This is a genomic window from Streptomyces sp. NPDC001231, from assembly GCF_042896885.1.
Taxonomy (GTDB): Bacteria; Actinomycetota; Actinomycetes; order Streptomycetales; family Streptomycetaceae; genus Streptomyces.
Genome location: NZ_JBIAXS010000002.1, coordinates 217,191 through 236,940, shown reverse-complemented (window position 1 = coordinate 236,940; position 19,750 = coordinate 217,191). Strand labels below are relative to the sequence as shown.

Below are 19,750 nucleotides of genomic sequence, written 5' to 3'. Positions count from 1 at the left end.
GGGTGAAGCATCAAGCTCGCCGGACTTCCACGACGCCCTCCCCACCGCCCCACCCTTACCTGCGGACGCCACCCGACGCACGAGCGCCCTCCCGGGCCGTCCTCGGGCCGTGGAAGGGCGCTCAACGACGACCAACACCGACAACTGCCAACAGCTCAGCAGCAGGTCAGGGCGATGGTCGCAAAGGCGGCCGCAGGTCACGGCCGCCCGTGGTCAGTTGTGGCTGTGCAGGATCTCGTTCAGGCCGCCCCAGACCGCGTTGTTCGGGCGGGCCTCGACGGCGCCGGTGACCGAGTTGCGGCGGAAGAGGATGTTGGAGGCGCCGGACAGCTCGCGCGCCTTGACGATCTGGCCGTCGGGCATCGTCACCCGGGTGCCGGCGGTGACGTACAGACCGGCCTCGACCACGCACTCGTCGCCGAGCGCGATGCCCACGCCCGCCTCCGCGCCGACCAGGCAGCGCTCGCCGATGGCGATGATCACGTTGCCGCCCCCGGAGAGCGTGCCCATGGTGGAGGCGCCGCCGCCGATGTCGGAGCCGTCGCCGACCACGACGCCCGCGGAGATGCGGCCCTCGACCATGGAGGTGCCGAGGGTGCCCGCGTTGAAGTTCACGAAGCCCTCGTGCATCACGGTGGTGCCCTCGGCGAGGTGCGCGCCGAGCCGCACCCGGTCGGCGTCGGCGATGCGAACGCCCTTCGGGGCCACGTAGTCGGTCATGCGCGGGAACTTGTCGATCGAGGTCACCTGGAGGTGCAGGCCCTCCGCGCGGGCGTTGAGCCGCACCTTCTCGATGTCGTCCACGGCGACCGGGCCGAGCGAGGTCCAGGCGACGTTCGCGAGGTGGCCGAAGATCCCGTCCAGGCACTGGCCGTGCGGCTTGACCAGCCGGTGCGAGAGCAGGTGCAGACGCAGGTAGACGTCGTGCGCGTCGATCGGCTTCTCGTCGAGCGAGGCGATGACCGTGCGGACCGCGACCACCTCGACACCCCGGCGCGCGTCCGGCCCGATCGCCGCGGTGGCGCCGTCGCCGAGCAGCTCCGCGGCCCGCTCGGCGGACAGCCGCTCGGTGCCGGCCGGGCCGGGCTGGTCCGTCAGCTCGGGAGCGGGGAACCAGGTGTCGAGAACGGTGCCGTCGGCGGCGATCGTGGCGAGGCCGGCGGCCACGGCGCCGGTGGTGCGGGGAGCAGTCGTGTCGGTCATGGGGGAAACCTAACCGGCCGAAGGCCGGGGAGGCGAACCGGTGGAGCACCGTCTCAGGTGCCGGGCGTGGGCTCGACCGCACGCTCCGCCGCGCCCTGCCGCTCGTACGCGCCACGCGGGCGCGCCGGCAGCCGGCCGGCCGCCAGCACCGCGACCCCGGCCGCCGCGCCGAGCACCGCGCACAGCGGCCAGAGCAGTCGGGGCGCAGCCTCGTACACCGCGCCGCCCAGCGGCGCGGCCAGCACCATGCCGCTGATGGACACGCCGGCGTACAGGGACTGGAAGCGGCCCTGGACGTGCTCGGGTGCCTGGTCGGCGACGTAGGCCGTGGCGGTCGTCTTGTAGAGCAGCTCGCCGAGGGTGAGGAGCGTCATCGTCGCCACGGCCGTCGCGGCGCCTGCGCCGAGGAGCAGTGCGCCGTAGCCCGCGGCCACCAGCAGCAGCCCGCAGCCGACGACACGCATGGGTGAGCGGCGGCGCAGCGCCAGGGCGGTGGGCAGCTCCAGGCACAGCAGGATGCCACCGTTGATCGCGAGCAGGGCACCGTACAGCCGGGTGCCCAGGCCGTGGTCGCCGAGGAACAGGGGAAAGGTCGAGTACTGCTGCCGGTAGACGAGGTCGATGACGAGGATCGCCGCCAGCAGCACCAGCACCGCCGGCCGGCTCAGGAGCTCCGGCCACACGCCGCCCGCGCCGCGCGGCGACCGCGCCCGCCGGATGCCGCGTGCGGGCACCACCCGGGCGGTCCAGCAGGCCAGGCCGAGACTGCCGAGCCCGTCGGCGACGTAGAGCCAGTCGTAGGAGAACCGGGTGGCGACCAGCGCGCCGAGGACGGGCCCGACGGTGAATCCGCCGTTGGCAGCGGCCCGCACCACGGCGAACGCGGGGCGGCGGAGGCCTTCGGGCACGACGGCAGCGACCAGTGCGGAGTTGGCGGCGCGCTGCACGCCGGAGGCGTACTCGCACAGCGGCAGTGCGACAAAGAGCGCGGCGGTCGGCAGTACCGGCACGGCGGCCAGCAGCAGTCCCGAGGTGGCGGCGGCCGCCAGCAGCACACGCCGGTGCCCGAGGCGGTCCCCGTACCAGCCGCCGGTGAAGTTGCCCAGGACGAGCCCGACGCCCCCGACACCGCTGAGCAGGCCCGCCTCGCGCACGCCGAGCCCGCGCGGCCCGGTCAGATACAGGAAGAGGTAGACGAAGCTGACGCTCACCACCATGTTGACGAAGGTCCCGACGGCCAGCAGCCACACCGTACGGGGCACTTCCCGCAGCGTCCGCACCCGTCCCCCTCCGCGGTCACACCCTCGACACGAGTAAGTTCCTTTTGGGAACTGACTATGTCAGCATGGCAACCTCGGGGTCAATGACCAGTGGACGAGGGGACAGAGGGCCATGGCCCGCAGGACCAGCCTGGAGGACGCCACCTGCGCCATCGCGCAGGCCCTGGACGTCGTCGGCGACTGGTGGACCCTGCTGATCGTGCGCGACACGGCGCGCGGCGTACGCCGCTTCGACGAGTTGCACCGTGAACTCGGCCTGTCCCGCAAGGTGCTGACCGAGCGACTGCGGCTTCTGGTCGACGCGGACGTGCTCGCCCGGATTCCTTACCAGGAACGCCCCGTGCGCCACGAGTACCACCTCACCCCGCGCGGCCGTGCGCTGCTGCCGGTCCTGGTCGCCCTCCAGGACTGGGGCGACGCGTGGATCCTGGGGGACGGCGAGACCTCGGCGACGGCCGCGGAGGCGTCCGGGCAGGCCCGGCGGGTCCACGAGCTGCCGGGGACCCGGCTCCCGGAACTGCGGCTGATCGACCACGACGGCCGGTTGCGGGATCCGGTCGCCGCCGACACCGCGTGTACCGTCCTGTACTGCTTCCCCGGCGCCTACGCCCGCCCCGACGCCTATCCGCCAGGCTGGTCGGAGATTCCCGGCGCTCCCGGCTGCACCCTGGAGTCCTGCACCTACCGCGACCGGCTCGCCGAGTTCACCGCGGTCGGTGCCACCGTGTACGGCGTCTCCACCCAACGCCCGGACGAACAGCGGGCGTTCGCGGAGAAGGAACGGCTGGGATTCCCCCTGCTCTCCGACGCCGACCTGTCCCTGATCACCGCCCTTCGGCTACCGACCTTCCGCGCGACCGGCGCCACCCGTCTGAAGCGGCTCACACTGGTCGTCGACCGCGAGCGTGTCGTCCGCAGCGTGCAGTACCCGGTCACGGACGTGGCCGGGAGTGTGGAGGCGGCGCTGGAGACGGTCAGGCGCCTGAACGGGACCGGGACATGAGCCGGGCGGAATGACGCGCGCGATGCCGTCCGTCAGTGGGCTCCGCCCAGGTTCAGCACCACCACCCCGCCGATGATCAGTACGATCCCGGCGACCTTGGCCAAGCCCATCCCCTCCCCGAAGAGCACCAGCCCGAGCGCGGCGATGGCCGCGGTGCCGATGCCGGACCAGATGGCGTAGGCGGTGCCGATGGACACCGTCTTCAGGGTCTGGGCGAGCAGCACGAAGGACACGACGTAGCCGAGGAGGGTGACCAGCGAGGGCCCGAGCCTGCTGAAGCCCTCGCTGTACTTCATGGCGGTCGTGGCGGCGACTTCGGCGGCTATGGCACCTGCGAGCATCACGTATCCCATGCCGGGGAGCGTATCGAGCGATCCGGCGGCGCCGTTCTGCACACGACAAGGAAACGGCGAGGTCCGAGTGGACCTCGCCGTTCGTCGTTCGCTCGTGGATCTCAGACGTTGAAGCCGAGCGCCCGCAGTTGCTCGCGGCCGTCGTCCGTGATCTTGTCGGGGCCCCACGGCGGCATCCAGACCCAGTTGATGCGCAACTCGTTGACGAGGCCGTCCGTGGCGGACTTGGCCTGGTCCTCGATGACGTCGGTGAGCGGGCAGGCCGCGGACGTCAGGGTCATGTCGATGGTCGCGATGTTCGACTCGTCGACGTGGATGCCGTAGATCAGGCCGAGGTTGACGACGTCGATGCCCAGCTCGGGGTCGACGACGTCCATCAGGGCCTCACGGAGCTCCTCCTCCGAGGCCGGCTTCATCTCCACGGTCTCGCTCATGCGGTCTTCCTTTCGGCGTCGGCGCCGCCCAGCGCCTGGGCCGTCGCGTCCTTCCAGGCCATCCAGCTCAACAGGGCACACTTGACCCGGGCCGGGTACTTGGACACCCCGGCGAACGCCACCGCGTCCTCCAGGACCTCCTCCATCGCGTCGTCGGGCTCGATCCGGCCCTTGGACTGCATCAGCTCCAGGAAGGTCTCCTGGATCTTCTGCGCCTCGGCCAGCTCCCTGCCGACGAGCAGTTCGTTCAGTACGGAGGCCGAGGCCTGGCTGATCGAGCAGCCCTGGCCCTCGTACGAGACGTCCTTGATCGTCGTGCCGTCGTACTTCACTCGGAGAGTGATCTCGTCGCCGCACGTCGGGTTCACATGGTGCACCTCGGCGTCGCCATCCCGCAGACCGCGCCCGTGCGGGTGCTTGTAGTGGTCCAGGATGACTTCCTGGTACATGGAGTCCAGCTTCATCCGATCGCTCGTCCCGTCAGCCGAAGAAGTTCCGTACGTGCTCCAGGCCGTCGACCAGAGCGTCGATCTCGGCCGGCGTGGAGTACAGATAGAACGACGCTCGCGTGGTCGCAGGAATTCCGTACCGCAGGCACACCGGCCGCGCGCAGTGGTGGCCCACGCGCACCGCGATGCCCTGTTCGTCGAGGACCTGGCCCACGTCGTGCGGGTGTATGTCACCGAGCGTGAAGGAGATCGCCGCGCCCCGGTCCTCGGCCGTGGTCGGGCCGATGATCCTCAGGTCGGGGACCTCCGCCAGCCGCCGCACCGCGTACTCGGTGAGCGCGTGCTCGTGGGCAAGGATCTTGTCCATCCCGATCGAGTTCAGGTAGTCGATCGCCGCGCCCAGACCGACCGCCTGCGCGATCGGCGGCGTGCCCGCCTCGAACTTGTGCGGGGCGGGGGCGTACGTCGACGAGTGCATCGACACCGTCTCGATCATCTCGCCGCCGCCGAGGAACGGAGGCAGGTCCTCCAGCAGCTCCTGGCGGCCCCAGAGCACGCCGATGCCGGTCGGGCCGCACATCTTGTGGCCGGTGAAGGCCACGAAGTCGGCCTGGAGGGCCTGGACGTCCAGCGGCATGTGCGGCGCGGCCTGCGAGGCGTCGATGCAGACCAGGGCGCCGACCTCCTGCGCGCGGCGCACGATCGCCTCGACCGGGTTCACGGTGCCGAGGATGTTGGACACCAGCACGAAGGAGACGATCTTCGTCTTCTCGGTGATGACCTCGTCGATGTTGGACAGGTCGAGACGACCGTCGTCGGTGAGGCCGAACCACTTCAGCTTCGCGCCCGTGCGCTGCGCCAGCAGCTGCCAGGGAACGATGTTGGAGTGGTGCTCCATCTCGGTGATGACGATCTCGGTCTCGTGGTCCACCCGGTAGGGCTCGTCGGCCCAGCCGAGCATGTTCGCCACGAGGTTGAGCGACTCCGAGGCGTTCTTGGTGAAGATCACCTCGTCGCGGCTCGGCGCGTTGACGAACGCGGCGACCTTGTCGCGCGCGCCCTCGTACAGCGCCGTGGCCTCCTCGGCGAGCACATGCACACCGCGGTGGACGTTGGCGTTGTAGCGCTCGTAGTACTCGCTCAGGGCGTCCAGCACCTGGCGCGGTTTCTGCGAGGTCGCCGCGTTGTCCAGGTACACGAGCTTCCTGCCGTCGTGGACCAGCCGGTCCAGGACGGGGAAGTCCTTGCGGATCGCCTCTGTGTCGAGGAGGCCCGGCAGCTGTGTCACGCGGATGCGCCACCCTTCACGTATGCCTCGTAGCCCTCGTTCTCCAGCTTGTCCGCGAGCGCGGCGCCGCCGGACTCGACGATCCGGCCGCCGGCGAACACGTGGACGTGGTCGGGCTTGATGTAGCGCAGGATGCGCGTGTAGTGGGTGATCAGCAGGGTGCCGACCTGGCCGCTCTCGCGGACCCTGTTCACGCCCTCCGACACGATGCGCAGGGCGTCGACGTCGAGGCCGGAGTCGGTCTCGTCGAGGATCGCGATCTTCGGCTTGAGCAGCTCCAGCTGGAGGATCTCGTGCCGCTTCTTCTCACCGCCGGAGAAGCCCTCGTTCACGTTGCGCTCGGCGAAGGCCGGGTCCATGGAGAGCCGCTCCATGGCCTCCTTGACCTCCTTCACCCAGGTGCGCAGCTTCGGCGCCTCGCCGCGAACGGCGGTGGCGGAGGTGCGCAGGAAGTTGGAGACCGAGACGCCGGGGACCTCGACCGGGTACTGCATCGCCAGGAACAGGCCCGCGCGTGCGCGCTCGTCGACGGACATCTCCAGGACGTCCTCACCGTCGAGGGTGACGGAGCCGCCGGACACGGTGTACTTGGGGTGGCCCGCGAGGGCGTAGGCGAGGGTCGACTTGCCCGAGCCGTTGGGGCCCATGATGGCGTGCGTCTCGCCCTGCTTCACGGTGAGGTCGACGCCCTTGAGGATCTCCTTCGTGGCGTTGTCGGCCTCGACGGTGACGTGCAGGTCTCGGATTTCAAGCGTTGCCATGGGTGCCTCAGGACTCCTGGGTGAGGGAGACGAGCACGTCGTCCCCTTCGATCTTTACGGGGTATACGGGGACAGGGCGCGTCGCGGGAAGGCCGGACGGCTTGCCGGTGCGGAGGTCGAAGCTGGAGCCGTGCAGCCAGCACTCGATCTGGCAGTCCTCCACCTCGCCCTCGGAGAGCGAGACGTTCGCGTGCGAGCAGATGTCGTAGATGGCGAACACCTCCCCCTCGGTCTTCACGACCGAGACCGGCGTGCCGTCGAGTTCCACCCGCTTCGGGGTGTCCTCCTCCAGCTCGCTCAGCCCACAGACGCGTACGAATGCGCCGCTCATGCGACCGCCGCCTCGAGTTCCTCCTCGATCTTGGCGATGAGGCGCTCCTCGATGTCCGTGACACCGATCTGCTGGACCAGCTCGGCGAAGAAGCCGCGGACCACCAGACGGCGGGCCTCCTGCTCCGGGATGCCGCGGGCCATCAGGTAGAAGAGCTGCTCGTCGTCGAAGCGGCCGGTCGCGGAGGCGTGGCCGGCGCCGACGATCTCGCCGGTCTCGATCTCCAGGTTCGGCACGGAGTCGACACGGGCGCCGTCGGTCAGCACCAGGTTGCGGTTCATCTCGTAGGTGTCCGTGCCCTCGGCCTTGGCCTCGATCAGCACGTCGCCGATCCACACCGCGTGCGCGTCGTCGCCCTGGAGGGCGCCCTTGTAGGCGACGTTCGACTTGCAGTGCGGGGTGTTGTGGGTGACCAGCAGGCGGTGCTCCTGGTGCTGGCCGGCGTCGGTGAAGTACAGGCCGTACAGCTCGGCCTCGCCGCCGGGGCCGGCGTAGGTCACGCGCGGGTTCAGACGGACCACGTCGCCGCCGAAGGTGACCACGACCGACTTGAAGGAGGCGTCCCGGCCGATCAGCGTGTTGTGCTGGGCGACGTGCACGGCCTTGTCGTCCCAGTCCTGGATCGAGACGACGGTGAGCTTGGCGCCGTCGCCGAGCAGGTAGTCGACGTTGCACGCGAGCACCGCGTCACCGGTGTGGTCGATGACGACGACGGCCTCGGCGAAGGCCCCGAGCTCGATGACCTGGTGGCCGTAGGCGACCCCGCCCTCGCCGTGCACCGCGATGCGGATCGGCTCGGTCAGGACGGCCTCCTTGGGGACGGTCACGACCGAGGCCTCCTCGAAGGCGGAGTAGGCCTGGGCGGCGACGCGGTCCACCGGGGTGCCGGCCTTGCCGAGCCGGGCGTCGTCGCGACCGACGGTCTCGACGGTGACGCCCTCGGGGGCCTGGACGTCCACCTTGACGCCCTCGCCGGTGGCGGTCGCGGTGCCGTCGTGCAGACCGCGCAGCCGCTCCAGCGGGGTGAAGCGCCACTCCTCCTCGCGGCCGTGCGGGACCGGGAAGTCCGCCACGTCGAAGGAGGGCGGCGCGCTCATGCGCGTGGCGACGGTCGACTCGGCGGCGACCGCGATCTGGCCGGCGGTCGTCGAACCGACGGGGATGTTCTGGGCCTCAGCCATGGCTGTCGTATTGCTCGCTTTCTTGCGTATGGGCTTGACGGCGGACTGCGGGCCGGCGGTTTCGCCGGCCCGGGTCGGTGCTTAACCGACCGCGCCCTCCATCTGCAGCTCGATCAGCCGGTTGAGCTCCAGCGCGTACTCCATGGGCAGCTCCTTGGCGATCGGCTCGACGAAGCCGCGCACGATCATCGCCATCGCCTCGAACTCGGAGAGGCCACGGCTCATCAGGTAGAAGAGCTGGTCCTCGGAGACCTTGGAGACGGTCGCCTCGTGGCCCATGGACACGTCGTCCTCGCGGACGTCCACGTAGGGGTACGTGTCGGAACGGGAGATGGTGTCCACGAGCAGCGCGTCGCAGAGCACGTTGGACTTGGAGCCCGCGGCGCCCTCGCCGATCTCGACCAGGCCGCGGTACGAGGTACGGCCGCCGCCGCGCGCCACCGACTTGGAGACGATGTTGGACGAGGTGTTCGGCGCCATGTGGACCATCTTGGAACCGGCGTCCTGGTGCTGGCCCTCGCCCGCGAAGGCGATCGACAGGGTCTCGCCCTTGGCGTGCTCGCCCATCAGGTAGACGGCCGGGTACTTCATCGTCACCTTGGAGCCGATGTTGCCGTCGATCCACTCCATGGTCGCGCCCTCGTAGGCCACGGCGCGCTTGGTGACCAGGTTGTAGACGTTGTTCGACCAGTTCTGGATGGTCGTGTAGCGGCAGCGGGCGTTCTTCTTGACGATGATCTCGACGACCGCGCTGTGCAGGGAGTCGCTCTTGTAGATCGGGGCGGTGCAGCCCTCGACGTAGTGCACGTAGGCACCCTCGTCGACGATGATCAGGGTCCGCTCGAACTGGCCCATGTTCTCCGTGTTGATGCGGAAGTAGGCCTGGAGCGGGATCTCCACGTGGACGCCCGGCGGGACGTAGATGAAGGAGCCGCCGGACCACACGGCGGTGTTCAGCGAGGCGAACTTGTTGTCGCCGACGGGGATGACGGTCCCGAAGTACTCCTTGAAGAGCTCCGGGTGCTCCTTCAGGGCGGTGTCGGTGTCGAGGAAGATGACGCCCTGCTCCTCCAGGTCCTCGCGGATCTGGTGGTAGACGACCTCCGACTCGTACTGGGCCGCGACACCGGCGACGAGGCGCTGCTTCTCCGCCTCGGGGATGCCGAGCTTGTCGTACGTGTTCTTGATGTCCTCGGGCAGGTCCTCCCAGGACTCCGCCTGCTTCTCCGTGGAGCGCACGAAGTACTTGATGTTGTCGAAGTCGATCCCCGACAGGTCCGAGCCCCAGTTCGGCATGGGCTTCTTCTCGAAGAGCCGCAGGCCCTTCAAGCGCAGCTTGGTCATCCACTCCGGCTCGGACTTCTTCGCCGAGATGTCGCGGACGACCTCCTCGTTCAGACCGCGCCTGGCAGAGGCGCCGGCCGTGTCGGAGTCGGCCCAGCCGTATTCGTACTTGCCCAGGCCCTCGAGTTCGGGGTGGGCAGTCTCCGTGGGGAGAGTCATGCGGGGTTCCTCCCGGCCGTGCTTGCGGATGCGTTGTGGCTTTGGTGATCGGTCTGGGAAATCTTGGGGATGAACGTCGTGCAGACGCCGTCGCCGTGCGCGATGGTCGCCAGTCGCTGGACGTGAGTACCCAGCAGCTCGGCGAAGATCTCCGTCTCCGCCTCGCACAGCTGCGGGAACTGCTCCGCGACATGGGCGACCGGGCAGTGGTGCTGGCAGAGCTGCTCACCCCGCTGCGGGAGGGGCGCGCTGCGCGCCGTAGCAGCGTACCCGTCCACGCTCAGGGCCTTGGCCAGCGCTTCGGTGCGCTCGTCGGGGGTGACGGCCTCGATCGCCTTGCGGTACGCGCTCGCCTGCGCGGCGATCCGGGCCCTGGCGAAGGCGGCGACCGCCTCCGGCCCGCCCTCCCGCTCGGCGATCCAGCGGAGCGCGTCCGCGGCGAGCTTGTCGTACGACTGGTCGAAGGCGTCCCGCCCGCAGTCGGTGAGCGCGAAGACCTTGGCGGGCCGGCCGCGCGTCCGCGCGCCGTACACCCGCTGCTCCCGCGCCGCCACCACGTCGTCGGCGACCAGGGCGTCCAGGTGGCGCCGTACGGCGGCCTGGGTGAGCCCCAGCCGGCCGGCCAGCTCGGCGACGGTCGACGGGCCGTGGTCCAGGATGGACCGCGCGACCCGGTTGCGCGTGGAACGATCCGAGCGCACCCCGGCCGCGAACTCCTCCTGCGGGACCCCCGTGAGGGTCTCCCGAGCCTCGCCGACGTTTTTCACAACGCCATTGTTGCGTAATTCCTCGCGGACTGACAAGCGGCCTTGATCCGGACGGACGGTGCCCTGCGTCACTTAGGCAAACCTAATCCGACCTGCGGAAACGATCTCCGATCGATCAAACGAGTGGCACCCTCCCAGGGCGATGCGCCAGACTCCCCGACCATGCCCACACCGCCGCCGACCGGCCCGCTCGTCACCCGGGACACGATCGCCGAAGGACTGCGCGACCTCGGCGTACGCCCCGGCGAGACCCTCCTCGTCCACTCCTCCCTCAGTTCGCTCGGCTGGGTCTGCGGCGGCCAGGTCGCGGTCGTCCAGGGACTGCTCGACGCGCTCGGTCCCGACGGCACGCTCGTGGTCCCCACCCACTCCGGCGACCTCTCCGACCCGGCGCGCTGGAGCAGACCTCCGGTGCCCGAGGAGTGGTGGGACACCATCCGGGCCACGATGCCCGCCTACGACCCCCTCGTCAGCCCCTCCTTCGGGGTCGGAGTGATCCCGGAGTCCGTGCGCACCTGGCCGGGCGCCCTGCGCAGCGCACACCCGGACGCCTCGTTCGCGGCGATCGGCCCGCGCGCCGCCGCGATCGTCGACGGGCACGCCACCGACTGCCGGTTCGGCGAGCGCAGCCCGCTCGCCCGCCTGGAGGCGCTCGGGGCCCGGGTGCTGCTGCTGGGCGCCGGATACGGTTCCTGCACCTGCTTCCACCTGGCCGAGTACCGGATCCCCGGACCGCTCACCCGGGAGGGCCGGCCCGGGCCGCACGGCTGGGAGGTCGTCACCGACGTGTCCATATCCTCCGAGCGGTTCGACGAACTCGGGCACGACTTCGAGCGCGACCGGCCCGTGGTCCGGGGGACGGTGGGCGCCGCCCGGTCGCGGCTGTTCCCCGTGGCGGACGCGGTGGCGTACGCGGAGCGGTGGCTCGCGGTGCACCGGCCCCGGGAGGATGACTTCCCTCACCCGGCCGCCTGAGCCGTCCGGCGCGTCCCTAGACTTTGGCCTCATGCGAAGTGAGCCCGTGGTCCAGGTCCAGGCCTTGGTGAAGCGGTACGGCACGAAGACCGCGGTGGACGGCCTCGACCTGGTGGCCCGGGCGGGCGTGACCGCCGTGCTCGGCCCCAACGGCGCGGGCAAGACGACGACGGTCGAGACCTGCGAGGGGTACCGGCGGCCGGATTCCGGCACGGTGCGCGTCCTGGGCCTCGACCCCGTGGGACAGTCCGCGCAGCTCAGGCCCCGTATCGGTGTGATGCTCCAGTCGGGTGGCGTGTACTCCGGCGCCCGGGCCGACGAGATGCTGCGGCACGTCGCCAGGCTGCACGCCCACCCGCTGGACGTCGACGCCCTCGTGGAACGGCTCGGACTCGGCGGCTGCGGGCGGACCTCCTACCGCCGGCTGTCCGGCGGCCAGCAGCAGCGGCTCGCGCTCGCCATGGCCGTCGTCGGCCGGCCCGAACTGGTCTTCCTCGACGAGCCGACCGCCGGACTCGACCCGCAGGCCCGCCGGGCCACCTGGGACCTGGTGCGCGACCTGCGCGCCGACGGCGTCTCGGTGATCCTCACCACGCACTACATGGACGAGGCCGAGCAGCTCGCCGACGACGTCGCGATCATCGACGCCGGCCGGGTCATCGCCCAGGGCTCCCCGGAGGAGCTGTGCCGCGGCGGCGCCGAGAACACCCTGCGCTTCACCGGCCGCCCGGGACTCGACGTCGCCTCGCTCCTCAAGGCACTGCCCACCGACTCCTCGGCCGCCGAGCTGACCCCGGGTTCCTACCGCGTCGTCGGCAAGGTCGACCCGCAGCTGCTCGCGACCGTGACGTCCTGGTGCGCCCAGAACGGCGTGATGCCGGACCGCATCTCCGTCGAGCGGCACACCCTGGAGGATGTCTTTTTGGAGCTGACCGGCAAGGAGCTGCGCTCGTGACCACCGCCACCGGTACGTACGCCCCGAAGCCCGGCGCGGCCCCACTGACCCGCATGATCGCGGCGCAGGCGGCGCTGGAGACGAAGATGCTGCTGCGCAACGGCGAGCAGCTGCTGCTCACCGTGGTCATCCCCACGCTGCTGCTGGTGCTGTTCAGTTCCGTGGACGTCGTCGACACCGGCGCGGGCAGGGCCGTGGACTTCCTCACCCCCGGCGTCCTCGCGCTCGCCGTGATGTCGACCGCGTTCACCGGGCAGGCCATCGCGACCGGCTTCGAGCGGCGCTACGGCGTGCTGAAGCGGCTGGCCGCCTCACCGCTGCCGCGCTCGGGGCTGATGACCGCCAAGACGGTGTCGGTGCTGGTCACCGAGGTGCTCCAGGTCGTGCTGCTGACCGTGATCGCGTTCGCGCTCGGCTGGTCTCCGCACGGCAACCCGTTCGCCGTGCTCCTGCTGATGGTCCTCGGCACGGCCGCCTTCTCCGGGCTGGGCCTGCTGATGGCGGGAACCCTGAAGGCGGAGGCCACGCTGGCCGCCGCCAACCTGGTCTTCCTGCTGCTGCTGGTCGGGGGCGGGGTGATCGTCCCGCTGGACAAGTTCCCGCCCGTCGCCCAGGACGTGCTCGGCCTGCTGCCCATCTCGGCGCTCTCCGGCGGGCTGCGGGACGTGCTCCAGCACGGGGCCGGGATGCCCTGGGGCAACCTGGCGATCCTCGCCGTCTGGGCGGTGGCGGGGCTCGCGACCGCCGGGAAGTTCTTCCGCTGGGAGTAGGGCGCGATGGACCCTCGTGAAACGGTGCACAAGCGGACGCCTACGATGGATCGCGTGCCAAACCTGACCCGCGCCGACGCCGTGTCCGCCGTGCGCAACCCGCTCGCCCTCATCGCCGAACGCTGGACCCCGCATCCGAGGACCGTCCAGCGGGCGGCCCTCTCCGCGCTGGTGATGGCGGTGGTCATCGTCGTCACCGGCGGCGCCGTCCGCCTGACCGGCTCGGGCCTCGGCTGCCCGACCTGGCCCACCTGCACGGACGACTCGCTGACCACCACCCGCGAGATGGGTGTGCACGGCGTGATCGAGTTCGGCAACCGGATGCTGACGTACGTGCTGTGCGCCGCCGTGGGCTGGGCGATCCTCGCCGCGCGCGCCCAGAAGCCGTGGCGGCGCGGCCTCACCCGGCTGGGCTGGGCGCAGTTCTGGGTGGTCATGGGCAACGCGGTGCTCGGCGGCATCGTCGTCCTCGTCGGCCTGAACCCGTACACCGTCGCCGCGCACTTCCTGCTCTCCTCGGCGCTGATCGCGGTCGCCACGGTGATGTGGCAGCGCACCCGCGAGGGTGACGCCGAGCCGCGCCCGCTGGTCGGCAAGCCGATCCGGCAGCTGGTGGGATTCCTGGTCCTCGCGAGCGTGCTGCTGATCGCGGTGGGCACGGTGGTCACGGGCGCCGGGCCGCACGCGGGTGACTCCCAGGAGGTCGCCCGTATCCCGATCGACTGGCAGACGGTCGCCAAGCTGCACGCCGTGCTGGCGTGGATCGTGGTCACGCTGACGTTCGCCCTGTGGTTCATCCTCAAGGCCGTCGACGCGCCGCGGGGCCCCCTGGCGCGGACCCGCGAACTGTTCCTGATCCTGCTGGGCCAGGGCGCCATCGGCTATGTCCAGTCCTTCACGCACCTGCCCGAGGTCCTGGTCGGCCTGCACATGCTGGGCTCCTGCGTCATGTGGATCTGGGTGCTGCGCGTGCTGCTGTCGCTGCGCGAGCGGCCGGAGGCGGTGGCCGACCTGCCGGGTCCCGCCACCGAGGCGACGCTGGCCAAGGCCTGAGGCGGGACCGCCGGGGGTCAGCCGGGCCTGAGGCGGGACCGCCGGGGGTCAGCCGGGCCTGAGGCCGGGGCGCCCGAGGTTCAGCCGGGGGCAGCCCGTGTGCCCCGCTGGAGTAGAGGACCTTGCCGAACGGGGCCGGCTCCAGGATCTCCGCGAGGACCGTCGCGGCGCGGGCGCCGGTGCGGACCAGTGCGGCGCCCGAGTCGGCGTAGACGTGCGGGAAGAGGGCCCTCGGTGCGGGCCGGCCGGGCCTCGAAGGTGCCGAGGCCCGGCTCCGTTCTCAGGACCCCGTGGCAGTGCTGATCCACGAGGGACGGCGTCTCGATCAGCCGGTTCTCCCGACGCTGGGCCCGCTGCCTCCGTCAGGCCCCAACGGGTGAACCGGCCGTCAGGTGTTGCTGACCCGGGCCGTCCGGATCCGGTCAGCCGTTGGACGGGCCGCCCAGCTGGAGGCCCGCCATACGGCTCCACTCGTACGGGCCCGTCCGCACCTTGGCCGCGAACTCGCCGTCGAACGCCTCGTGGACGGTGATCCCGGACTTCTCCACCGCCTGCTCGGCGATGGCGTACGTCGGGGCCACGAGGTCGCCCCAGGTGCCGTCCTCGCCCACCAGGACGATCCTGGCGCCGCGCTCCCCGAGGTACGCGACCTGTCCCTCGGCGCCTCCGTGAGCCTTGGAGAAGGAGCCGATCCGCCGGGCGAGGCGGGCGGCCCTGCGCTCGGTCTTGGGGTCAACCTGCTGCGTGTCTGCCATGGCCAGGATGCTACCCACGGGTAGACCGAACGGCGACGGGCGGGGTGCGTGGCCTTGACCACGCACCCCGCCCGAGGGAAACCGCCACGACCCGTACGAGGGGTCAGCGCAGGAACGGATCCACCGCCACCGCCACGAACAGCAGCGACACATAGGTGATGGACCAGTGGAACAGGCGCATCTCCTTCAGCTTCGTGCCGGTCGCCTCGGCCTTGGCCCGGTTCTGCAGCGCGTGCGCCTCCCACAGCCACCAGCCGCCCGCCGCCAGCGCCACCGCCGTGTAGAACCAGCCGGTGTAGCCGAGCGGGGTCAGCAGCAGCGAGACCGCCACCATCACCCAGCTGTAGAGCACGATCTGGCGGGCGACCACCTTGTTGGAGGCGATGACCGGCAGCATCGGCACGCCCACGCGCGCGTAGTCCTCCCTCACCTTCATGGACAGCGGCCAGTAGTGCGGCGGCGTCCAGAAGAACATGACGAGGAAGAGGATGACCGGCGCCCAGGACATCGAGTTGGTGACCGAGGACCAGCCGATCAGCACCGGCATGCAGCCGGCGATGCCGCCCCACACGATGTTCTGCGAGGTACGGCGCTTGAGGATCATCGTGTAGACGACGACGTAGAAAAGGAGCGCTCCGAGCGACAGCCACGCGGACAGCCAGTTGACGGTGAGGCCGAACAGCAGCGTGGAGACGACCGCCAGCGTGATGCCGAAGGCCAGGCACTCGCGCGGGCTGACCATGCCGGTGACCAGCGGGCGCTGGGAGGTGCGGTCCATGAGCGCGTCGATGTCGCGGTCGATGTACATGTTCAGCGCGTTGGCGCCGCCCGCGGACAGGTAGCCGCCGAGACAGGTGAGCAGGACCAGCCCCAGGTCGGGCACGCCGCGCTGCGCCAGGAACATCACCGGAACGGTGGTGATCAGCAGCAGCTCGATGATCCGCGGCTTGGTCAGCGCCACAAACGCCTTGACACGGGCCCCGAACGGCCGGTGGCTCGGGCTCTGGCTCGCACCGAGTACCCCCGCTGGACGGGATTCGACGGCCGTCACGCACACCCCTGACAGAGACTCCCAGCGAGCCGCCCGTGTGAACCGACGGTAAGGACTCGCGCGTACCACGCCACTGTAGACGTTGCCCAGACCCGGACATTCGCGGGGGTCGGGTCGTGTTGGCGGGGCCCTCCGGACGGGCACGATCCGGCTCGATTGAGCGATCGGATGAGCAGCCCCGTATTCATGTGCCGAATGCTGTTCCGACCAGCGGGGAGGCGGATCCCGGAGAGTCCCGGCACTCTGGAACGACGCGGAAAAACGCACGTTCTGACGGGATAGGCTCGACAATGGCCGGCCGACGCCGAGAACGCCGGCAACCGGTGCGCGGTCCCCCCGTACGCCGGCATCCGACATGTGGAGAGGAGCCCTGACCCAGGGTGAGCACCAAGCCGACCACCACAGACCTCGAGTGGACCGAGTTGGACCAGCGTGCCGTGGACACCGCGCGCGTCCTGGCCGCCGACGCCGTACAGAAGGTCGGCAACGGCCATCCCGGTACGGCGATGAGTCTGGCTCCCGCCGCCTACACCCTCTTCCAGAAGGTGATGCGGCACGACCCGGCCGATCCGCAGTGGGTGGGGCGCGACCGCTTCGTGCTGTCCGCCGGCCACTCCTCCCTGACCCTCTACACCCAGCTGTACCTGGCCGGTTTCGGGCTGGAGCTGGACGACCTGAAGGCCTTCCGCACCTGGGGCTCGAAGACGCCCGGCCACCCGGAGTACGGGCACACGGCGGGCGTGGAGACCACGACCGGCCCGCTCGGCCAGGGTGTCGCCAACGCGGTGGGCATGGCGATGGCCGCCCGCTACGAGCGCGGTCTGTTCGACCCGGAGGCCCCCACCGGCACGTCCCCGTTCGACCACTTCGTCTTCTGCGTCGCCGGTGACGGCTGTCTCCAGGAGGGCATCTCCGCCGAGGCGTCCTCGCTGGCCGGCCACCAGAAGCTCGGCAACCTGATCCTGCTGTGGGACGACAACCACATCTCGATCGAGGGCGACACCGAGACGGCCGTCTCCGAGGACACCGTCAAGCGGTACGAGGCCTACGGCTGGCACGTGCAGCGCGTGGAGGCCAAGGAGGACGGCGACCTCGACCCGCAGGCGATCCACGCGGCCGTCGAGGCGGCCAAGGCCGTCACCGACCGGCCGTCCTTCATCGCGATGCGCTCGATCATCGCCTGGCCGGCCCCGCACGCGCAGAACACCGAGGCCGCGCACGGCTCGGCCCTGGGCGAGGAGGAGGTCGCGGCCACCAAGCGCGTCCTCGGTTTCGACCCCGAGCAGCACTTCGAGGTCTCCGACGAGGTGCTGAACCACACCCGCGCCGCCCTCGAGCGGGGCCGCCGGGCCAAGGCCGAGTGGGAGAAGTCGCTCCAGGTCTGGCGCGAGGCCAACCCCGAGCGGGCGGCCGAGTTCGACCGGATCGCCGCGGGCGAACTGCCCGCCGGCTGGGACGAGAAGATCCCGGTGTTCGAGGCGGGCAAGGGCCTGGCCACGCGTGCCGCGTCCGGCAAGGTGCTCCAGGCGCTCGGCGACGTGATCCCGGAGCTGTGGGGCGGCTCGGCGGACCTGGCCGGCTCGAACAACACCACCATCGACAAGACCTCGTCGTTCCTGCCCGAGGGCAACCCGCTGCCGGAGGCGAACCCGTACGGGCGCACCATCCACTTCGGCATCCGCGAGCACGCGATGGCCGCGGCGATGAACGGCATCACGCTGCACGGCAACACCCGCGTCTACGGCGGCACCTTCCTGGTCTTCTCCGACTACATGCGCAACGCGGTGCGCCTGTCGTCCCTGATGCACCTGCCGGTGACGTACGTCTGGACGCACGACTCCGTCGGCCTGGGCGAGGACGGCCCCACCCACCAGCCGGTCGAGCACCTGGCCTCGCTGCGCGCCATCCCGGGCCTGAACATCGTCCGCCCGGCCGACGCCAACGAGACCGCGATCGCCTGGCGCGAGATCCTGCGCCGCTGGACCAAGGAGTTCGGCAAGGGCACCCCGCACGGTCTGGCGCTGACCCGCCAGGGCGTGCCGACGTACGAGCCCAACGACGACGCCGCGCGCGGCGGTTACGTGATGTTCGAGGCCGAGGGGCCGGAAGGGCAGAACACCACGGCACAGGTCGTCCTGATCGCCACCGGCTCCGAGGTGCACGTGGCCGTGGAGGCCCGCGAGCGGCTCCAGGCCGAGGGCATCCCCACCCGGGTGGTGTCCATGCCCTCCGTGGAGTGGTTCGAGGAGCAGGACCAGGGGTACCGGGACAGCGTGCTGCCCCCGGCCGTGCGGGCACGCGTCGCGGTCGAGGCAGGTATCGGTCTGACCTGGCACAAGTACGTGGGAGACGCCGGCCGCATCGTTTCCCTCGAGCACTTCGGTGCTTCGGCCGACGCCAAGGTGCTCTTCCGCGAGTTCGGCTTCACCGCGGAGAACGTGGCCGACAAGGCCCGGGAATCCATCGCCGCCGCCCAGCGCTGACGCTCATACACGACCCGTAGGAGATGTAATTTCCATGACAGACGCACTGAAGCGCCTTTCCGACGAAGGCGTCGCGATCTGGCTGGACGACCTGTCGCGCAAGCGGATCACGTCCGGCAACCTCGCCGAGCTGATCGACCAGCAGCACGTCGTGGGCGTCACCACCAACCCGACGATCTTCCAGAAGGCGATCTCGCAGGGGGACGGCTACGAACAGCAGGTCTCCGACCTGGCCGCCCGCCGGGTCACGGTGGAAGAGGCCATCCGCATGATCACCACGGCGGACGTCCGGGACGCCGCCGACATCATGCGCCCCGTCTTCGACGCCACCGGCGGCAAGGACGGCCGGGTGTCCATCGAGGTGGACCCCCGCCTGGCGCACAACACCAGGGCCACGGTCGCCGAGGCCCGCCAGCTGGCCTGGCTGGTCGACCGGCCCAACACGCTCATCAAGATCCCGGCCACCAGGGCGGGCCTGCCGGCGATCACCGAGACCATCGGCAACGGCATCAGCGTCAACGTCACCCTGATCTTCTCGCTGGAGCGCTACCGCGCGGTGATGGACGCGTACCTGAGCGGCCTGGAGAAGGCCCGGGAGCGCGGCCTGGACCTGTCGAAGATCCACTCGGTGGCGTCCTTCTTCGTGTCCCGTGTGGACACCGAGATCGACCGGCGGATCGACGAGCTCGGCACCGCCGAGGCCAAGGCGCTGCGCGGCAAGGCGGGCGTGGCCAACGCGCGTCTGGCCTACGAGGCGTACGAGGAGGTCTTCGCCTCCGACCGGTGGAGCGCGCTGGAGCGGCAGGGCGCCAACAAGCAGCGTCCGCTGTGGGCGTCCACCGGAGTGAAGGACAAGGCGTACAAGGACACCATGTACGTCGAGGAGCTGGTGGCGCCGAACACGGTGAACACCATGCCCGAGGCCACGCTGGAGGCCACCGAGGAGCACGGCGCGATCCGCGGCGACGCGGTCACCGGCACCTACGAGCAGGCCCGCGCGGACATCGACGCGCTGGAGGGGATCGGGATCTCGTACGACGACGTGGTCCAGGTCCTGGAGGACGAGGGCGTCGAGAAGTTCGAGTCGTCCTGGAACGACCTGCTCAAGTCCACCGAGGCGGAGTTGGAGCGCCTCGCTCCCGCGGAGGGCTGAGA

20 protein-coding genes and 1 pseudogene are annotated in these 19,750 nt (G+C 70.5%); 7 read left to right on the top strand and 14 right to left on the bottom strand.

Annotation, left to right across the window (positions count from 1 at the left end; translation table 11 throughout):
* Positions 1–213: 213 nt before the first annotated feature.
* Together dapD and ACFY3J_RS03810 are read right to left on the bottom strand one after the other, a co-directional pair.
* The gene (gene dapD / locus ACFY3J_RS03815; RefSeq protein ID WP_390840133.1) at positions 214–1,203 is read right to left on the bottom strand and encodes a 2,3,4,5-tetrahydropyridine-2,6-dicarboxylate N-succinyltransferase; all 990 of its coding nucleotides are present in this window, start codon (positions 1,201–1,203) and stop codon (positions 214–216) included.
* A 53-nt stretch (positions 1,204–1,256) separates the two neighbouring features.
* Positions 1,257–2,465, bottom strand: coding sequence for an MFS transporter (locus ACFY3J_RS03810; RefSeq protein WP_384182948.1), 1,209 nt, complete (start codon positions 2,463–2,465; stop codon positions 1,257–1,259).
* Between the two features lie 130 nt (positions 2,466–2,595).
* Here ACFY3J_RS03810 and ACFY3J_RS03805 point away from each other — a divergent pair, with 130 nt between their 5' ends.
* Positions 2,596–3,486, top strand: a complete 891-nt coding sequence (locus tag ACFY3J_RS03805) for a winged helix-turn-helix transcriptional regulator (protein ID WP_390840131.1) — start codon at positions 2,596–2,598, stop codon at positions 3,484–3,486.
* 32 nt (positions 3,487–3,518) lie between these two features.
* On the opposite strand, the gene ACFY3J_RS03800 is transcribed toward ACFY3J_RS03805, so the two are convergent.
* From ACFY3J_RS03800 to ACFY3J_RS03760, 9 genes are all read right to left on the bottom strand, one after another.
* Complete coding sequence (locus ACFY3J_RS03800) at positions 3,519–3,839, bottom strand: DMT family transporter (protein ID WP_384182954.1); 321 nt, start codon at positions 3,837–3,839, stop codon at positions 3,519–3,521.
* Between the two features lie 101 nt (positions 3,840–3,940).
* Positions 3,941–4,273 carry a metal-sulfur cluster assembly factor gene (locus tag ACFY3J_RS03795; protein ID WP_100569477.1) on the bottom strand — a complete coding sequence of 111 codons (333 nt, stop codon included), beginning with the start codon at positions 4,271–4,273 and terminating at the stop codon, positions 3,941–3,943.
* On the bottom strand, positions 4,270–4,737 hold the full coding sequence (gene sufU / locus ACFY3J_RS03790; protein WP_359392429.1) for a Fe-S cluster assembly sulfur transfer protein SufU: 468 nt from the start codon (positions 4,735–4,737) through the stop codon (positions 4,270–4,272). Before sufU ends, ACFY3J_RS03795 begins: the two co-directional genes overlap by 4 nt.
* Positions 4,738–4,753: 16 nt before the next feature.
* Positions 4,754–6,010 (bottom strand): cysteine desulfurase, encoded by a 1,257-nt coding sequence (locus tag ACFY3J_RS03785; protein WP_384182959.1) that lies wholly within the window; start codon positions 6,008–6,010, stop codon positions 4,754–4,756.
* Complete coding sequence (gene sufC, locus ACFY3J_RS03780; protein WP_100569480.1) at positions 6,007–6,771, bottom strand: Fe-S cluster assembly ATPase SufC; 765 nt, start codon at positions 6,769–6,771, stop codon at positions 6,007–6,009. The genes ACFY3J_RS03785 and sufC overlap by 4 nt, the downstream gene beginning before the upstream one ends.
* Before the next feature lie 7 nt (positions 6,772–6,778).
* Complete coding sequence (locus ACFY3J_RS03775; protein ID WP_141362056.1) at positions 6,779–7,102, bottom strand: non-heme iron oxygenase ferredoxin subunit; 324 nt, start codon at positions 7,100–7,102, stop codon at positions 6,779–6,781.
* Positions 7,099–8,283 (bottom strand): Fe-S cluster assembly protein SufD, encoded by a 1,185-nt coding sequence (gene sufD / locus ACFY3J_RS03770; RefSeq protein WP_384182963.1) that lies wholly within the window; start codon positions 8,281–8,283, stop codon positions 7,099–7,101. Before sufD ends, ACFY3J_RS03775 begins: the two co-directional genes overlap by 4 nt.
* A gap of 81 nt (positions 8,284–8,364) precedes the next feature.
* Positions 8,365–9,786, bottom strand: a complete 1,422-nt coding sequence (gene sufB / locus ACFY3J_RS03765) for a Fe-S cluster assembly protein SufB (RefSeq protein ID WP_361411358.1) — start codon at positions 9,784–9,786, stop codon at positions 8,365–8,367.
* A complete protein-coding gene (locus ACFY3J_RS03760; protein WP_384182966.1) occupies positions 9,783–10,553 on the bottom strand; it encodes a helix-turn-helix transcriptional regulator in 771 nt (256 codons plus the stop codon). The genes sufB and ACFY3J_RS03760 overlap by 4 nt, the downstream gene beginning before the upstream one ends.
* A 162-nt stretch (positions 10,554–10,715) precedes the next feature.
* On the opposite strand from ACFY3J_RS03760, the gene ACFY3J_RS03755 reads away from it, so the two are divergent.
* Genes ACFY3J_RS03755 through ACFY3J_RS03740 form a run of 4 tightly spaced genes read left to right on the top strand, consistent with a single transcriptional unit; the run spans position 10,716 to position 14,306 of the window.
* Complete coding sequence (locus ACFY3J_RS03755; protein ID WP_384182972.1) at positions 10,716–11,528, top strand: aminoglycoside N(3)-acetyltransferase; 813 nt, start codon at positions 10,716–10,718, stop codon at positions 11,526–11,528.
* A 31-nt stretch (positions 11,529–11,559) separates the two neighbouring features.
* Complete coding sequence (locus ACFY3J_RS03750) at positions 11,560–12,483, top strand: ABC transporter ATP-binding protein (protein WP_384182975.1); 924 nt, start codon at positions 11,560–11,562, stop codon at positions 12,481–12,483.
* Positions 12,484–12,536: 53 nt separating this feature from the next.
* Positions 12,537–13,253 (top strand): ABC transporter permease, encoded by a 717-nt coding sequence (locus ACFY3J_RS03745; protein WP_384183035.1) that lies wholly within the window; start codon positions 12,537–12,539, stop codon positions 13,251–13,253.
* 45 nt (positions 13,254–13,298) lie between these two features.
* Positions 13,299–14,306, top strand: a complete 1,008-nt coding sequence (locus ACFY3J_RS03740; RefSeq protein WP_390840127.1) for a heme A synthase — start codon at positions 13,299–13,301, stop codon at positions 14,304–14,306.
* Positions 14,307–14,370: 64 nt separating this feature from the next.
* Here ACFY3J_RS03740 and ACFY3J_RS03735 read toward each other — a convergent pair.
* From ACFY3J_RS03735 to ACFY3J_RS03725, 3 genes and pseudogenes are all read right to left on the bottom strand, one after another.
* Positions 14,371–14,532 (bottom strand): annotated as a pseudogene (locus tag ACFY3J_RS03735) (amidohydrolase); the annotation flags it as partial.
* A 196-nt stretch (positions 14,533–14,728) separates the two neighbouring features.
* Complete coding sequence (locus ACFY3J_RS03730; protein WP_384182981.1) at positions 14,729–15,061, bottom strand: hypothetical protein; 333 nt, start codon at positions 15,059–15,061, stop codon at positions 14,729–14,731.
* 103 nt (positions 15,062–15,164) lie between these two features.
* Positions 15,165–16,118, bottom strand: a complete 954-nt coding sequence (locus ACFY3J_RS03725; protein WP_384182985.1) for a heme o synthase — start codon at positions 16,116–16,118, stop codon at positions 15,165–15,167.
* A 374-nt stretch (positions 16,119–16,492) separates the two neighbouring features.
* Here ACFY3J_RS03725 and tkt point away from each other — a divergent pair, with 374 nt between their 5' ends.
* Positions 16,493–18,595 carry a transketolase gene (gene tkt / locus ACFY3J_RS03720; protein WP_384182988.1) on the top strand — a complete coding sequence of 701 codons (2,103 nt, stop codon included), beginning with the start codon at positions 16,493–16,495 and terminating at the stop codon, positions 18,593–18,595.
* Between the two features lie 34 nt (positions 18,596–18,629).
* A complete protein-coding gene (gene tal / locus ACFY3J_RS03715) occupies positions 18,630–19,748 on the top strand; it encodes a transaldolase (protein WP_225074139.1) in 1,119 nt (372 codons plus the stop codon).
* The last annotated feature ends 2 nt before the right edge of the window (positions 19,749–19,750 follow it).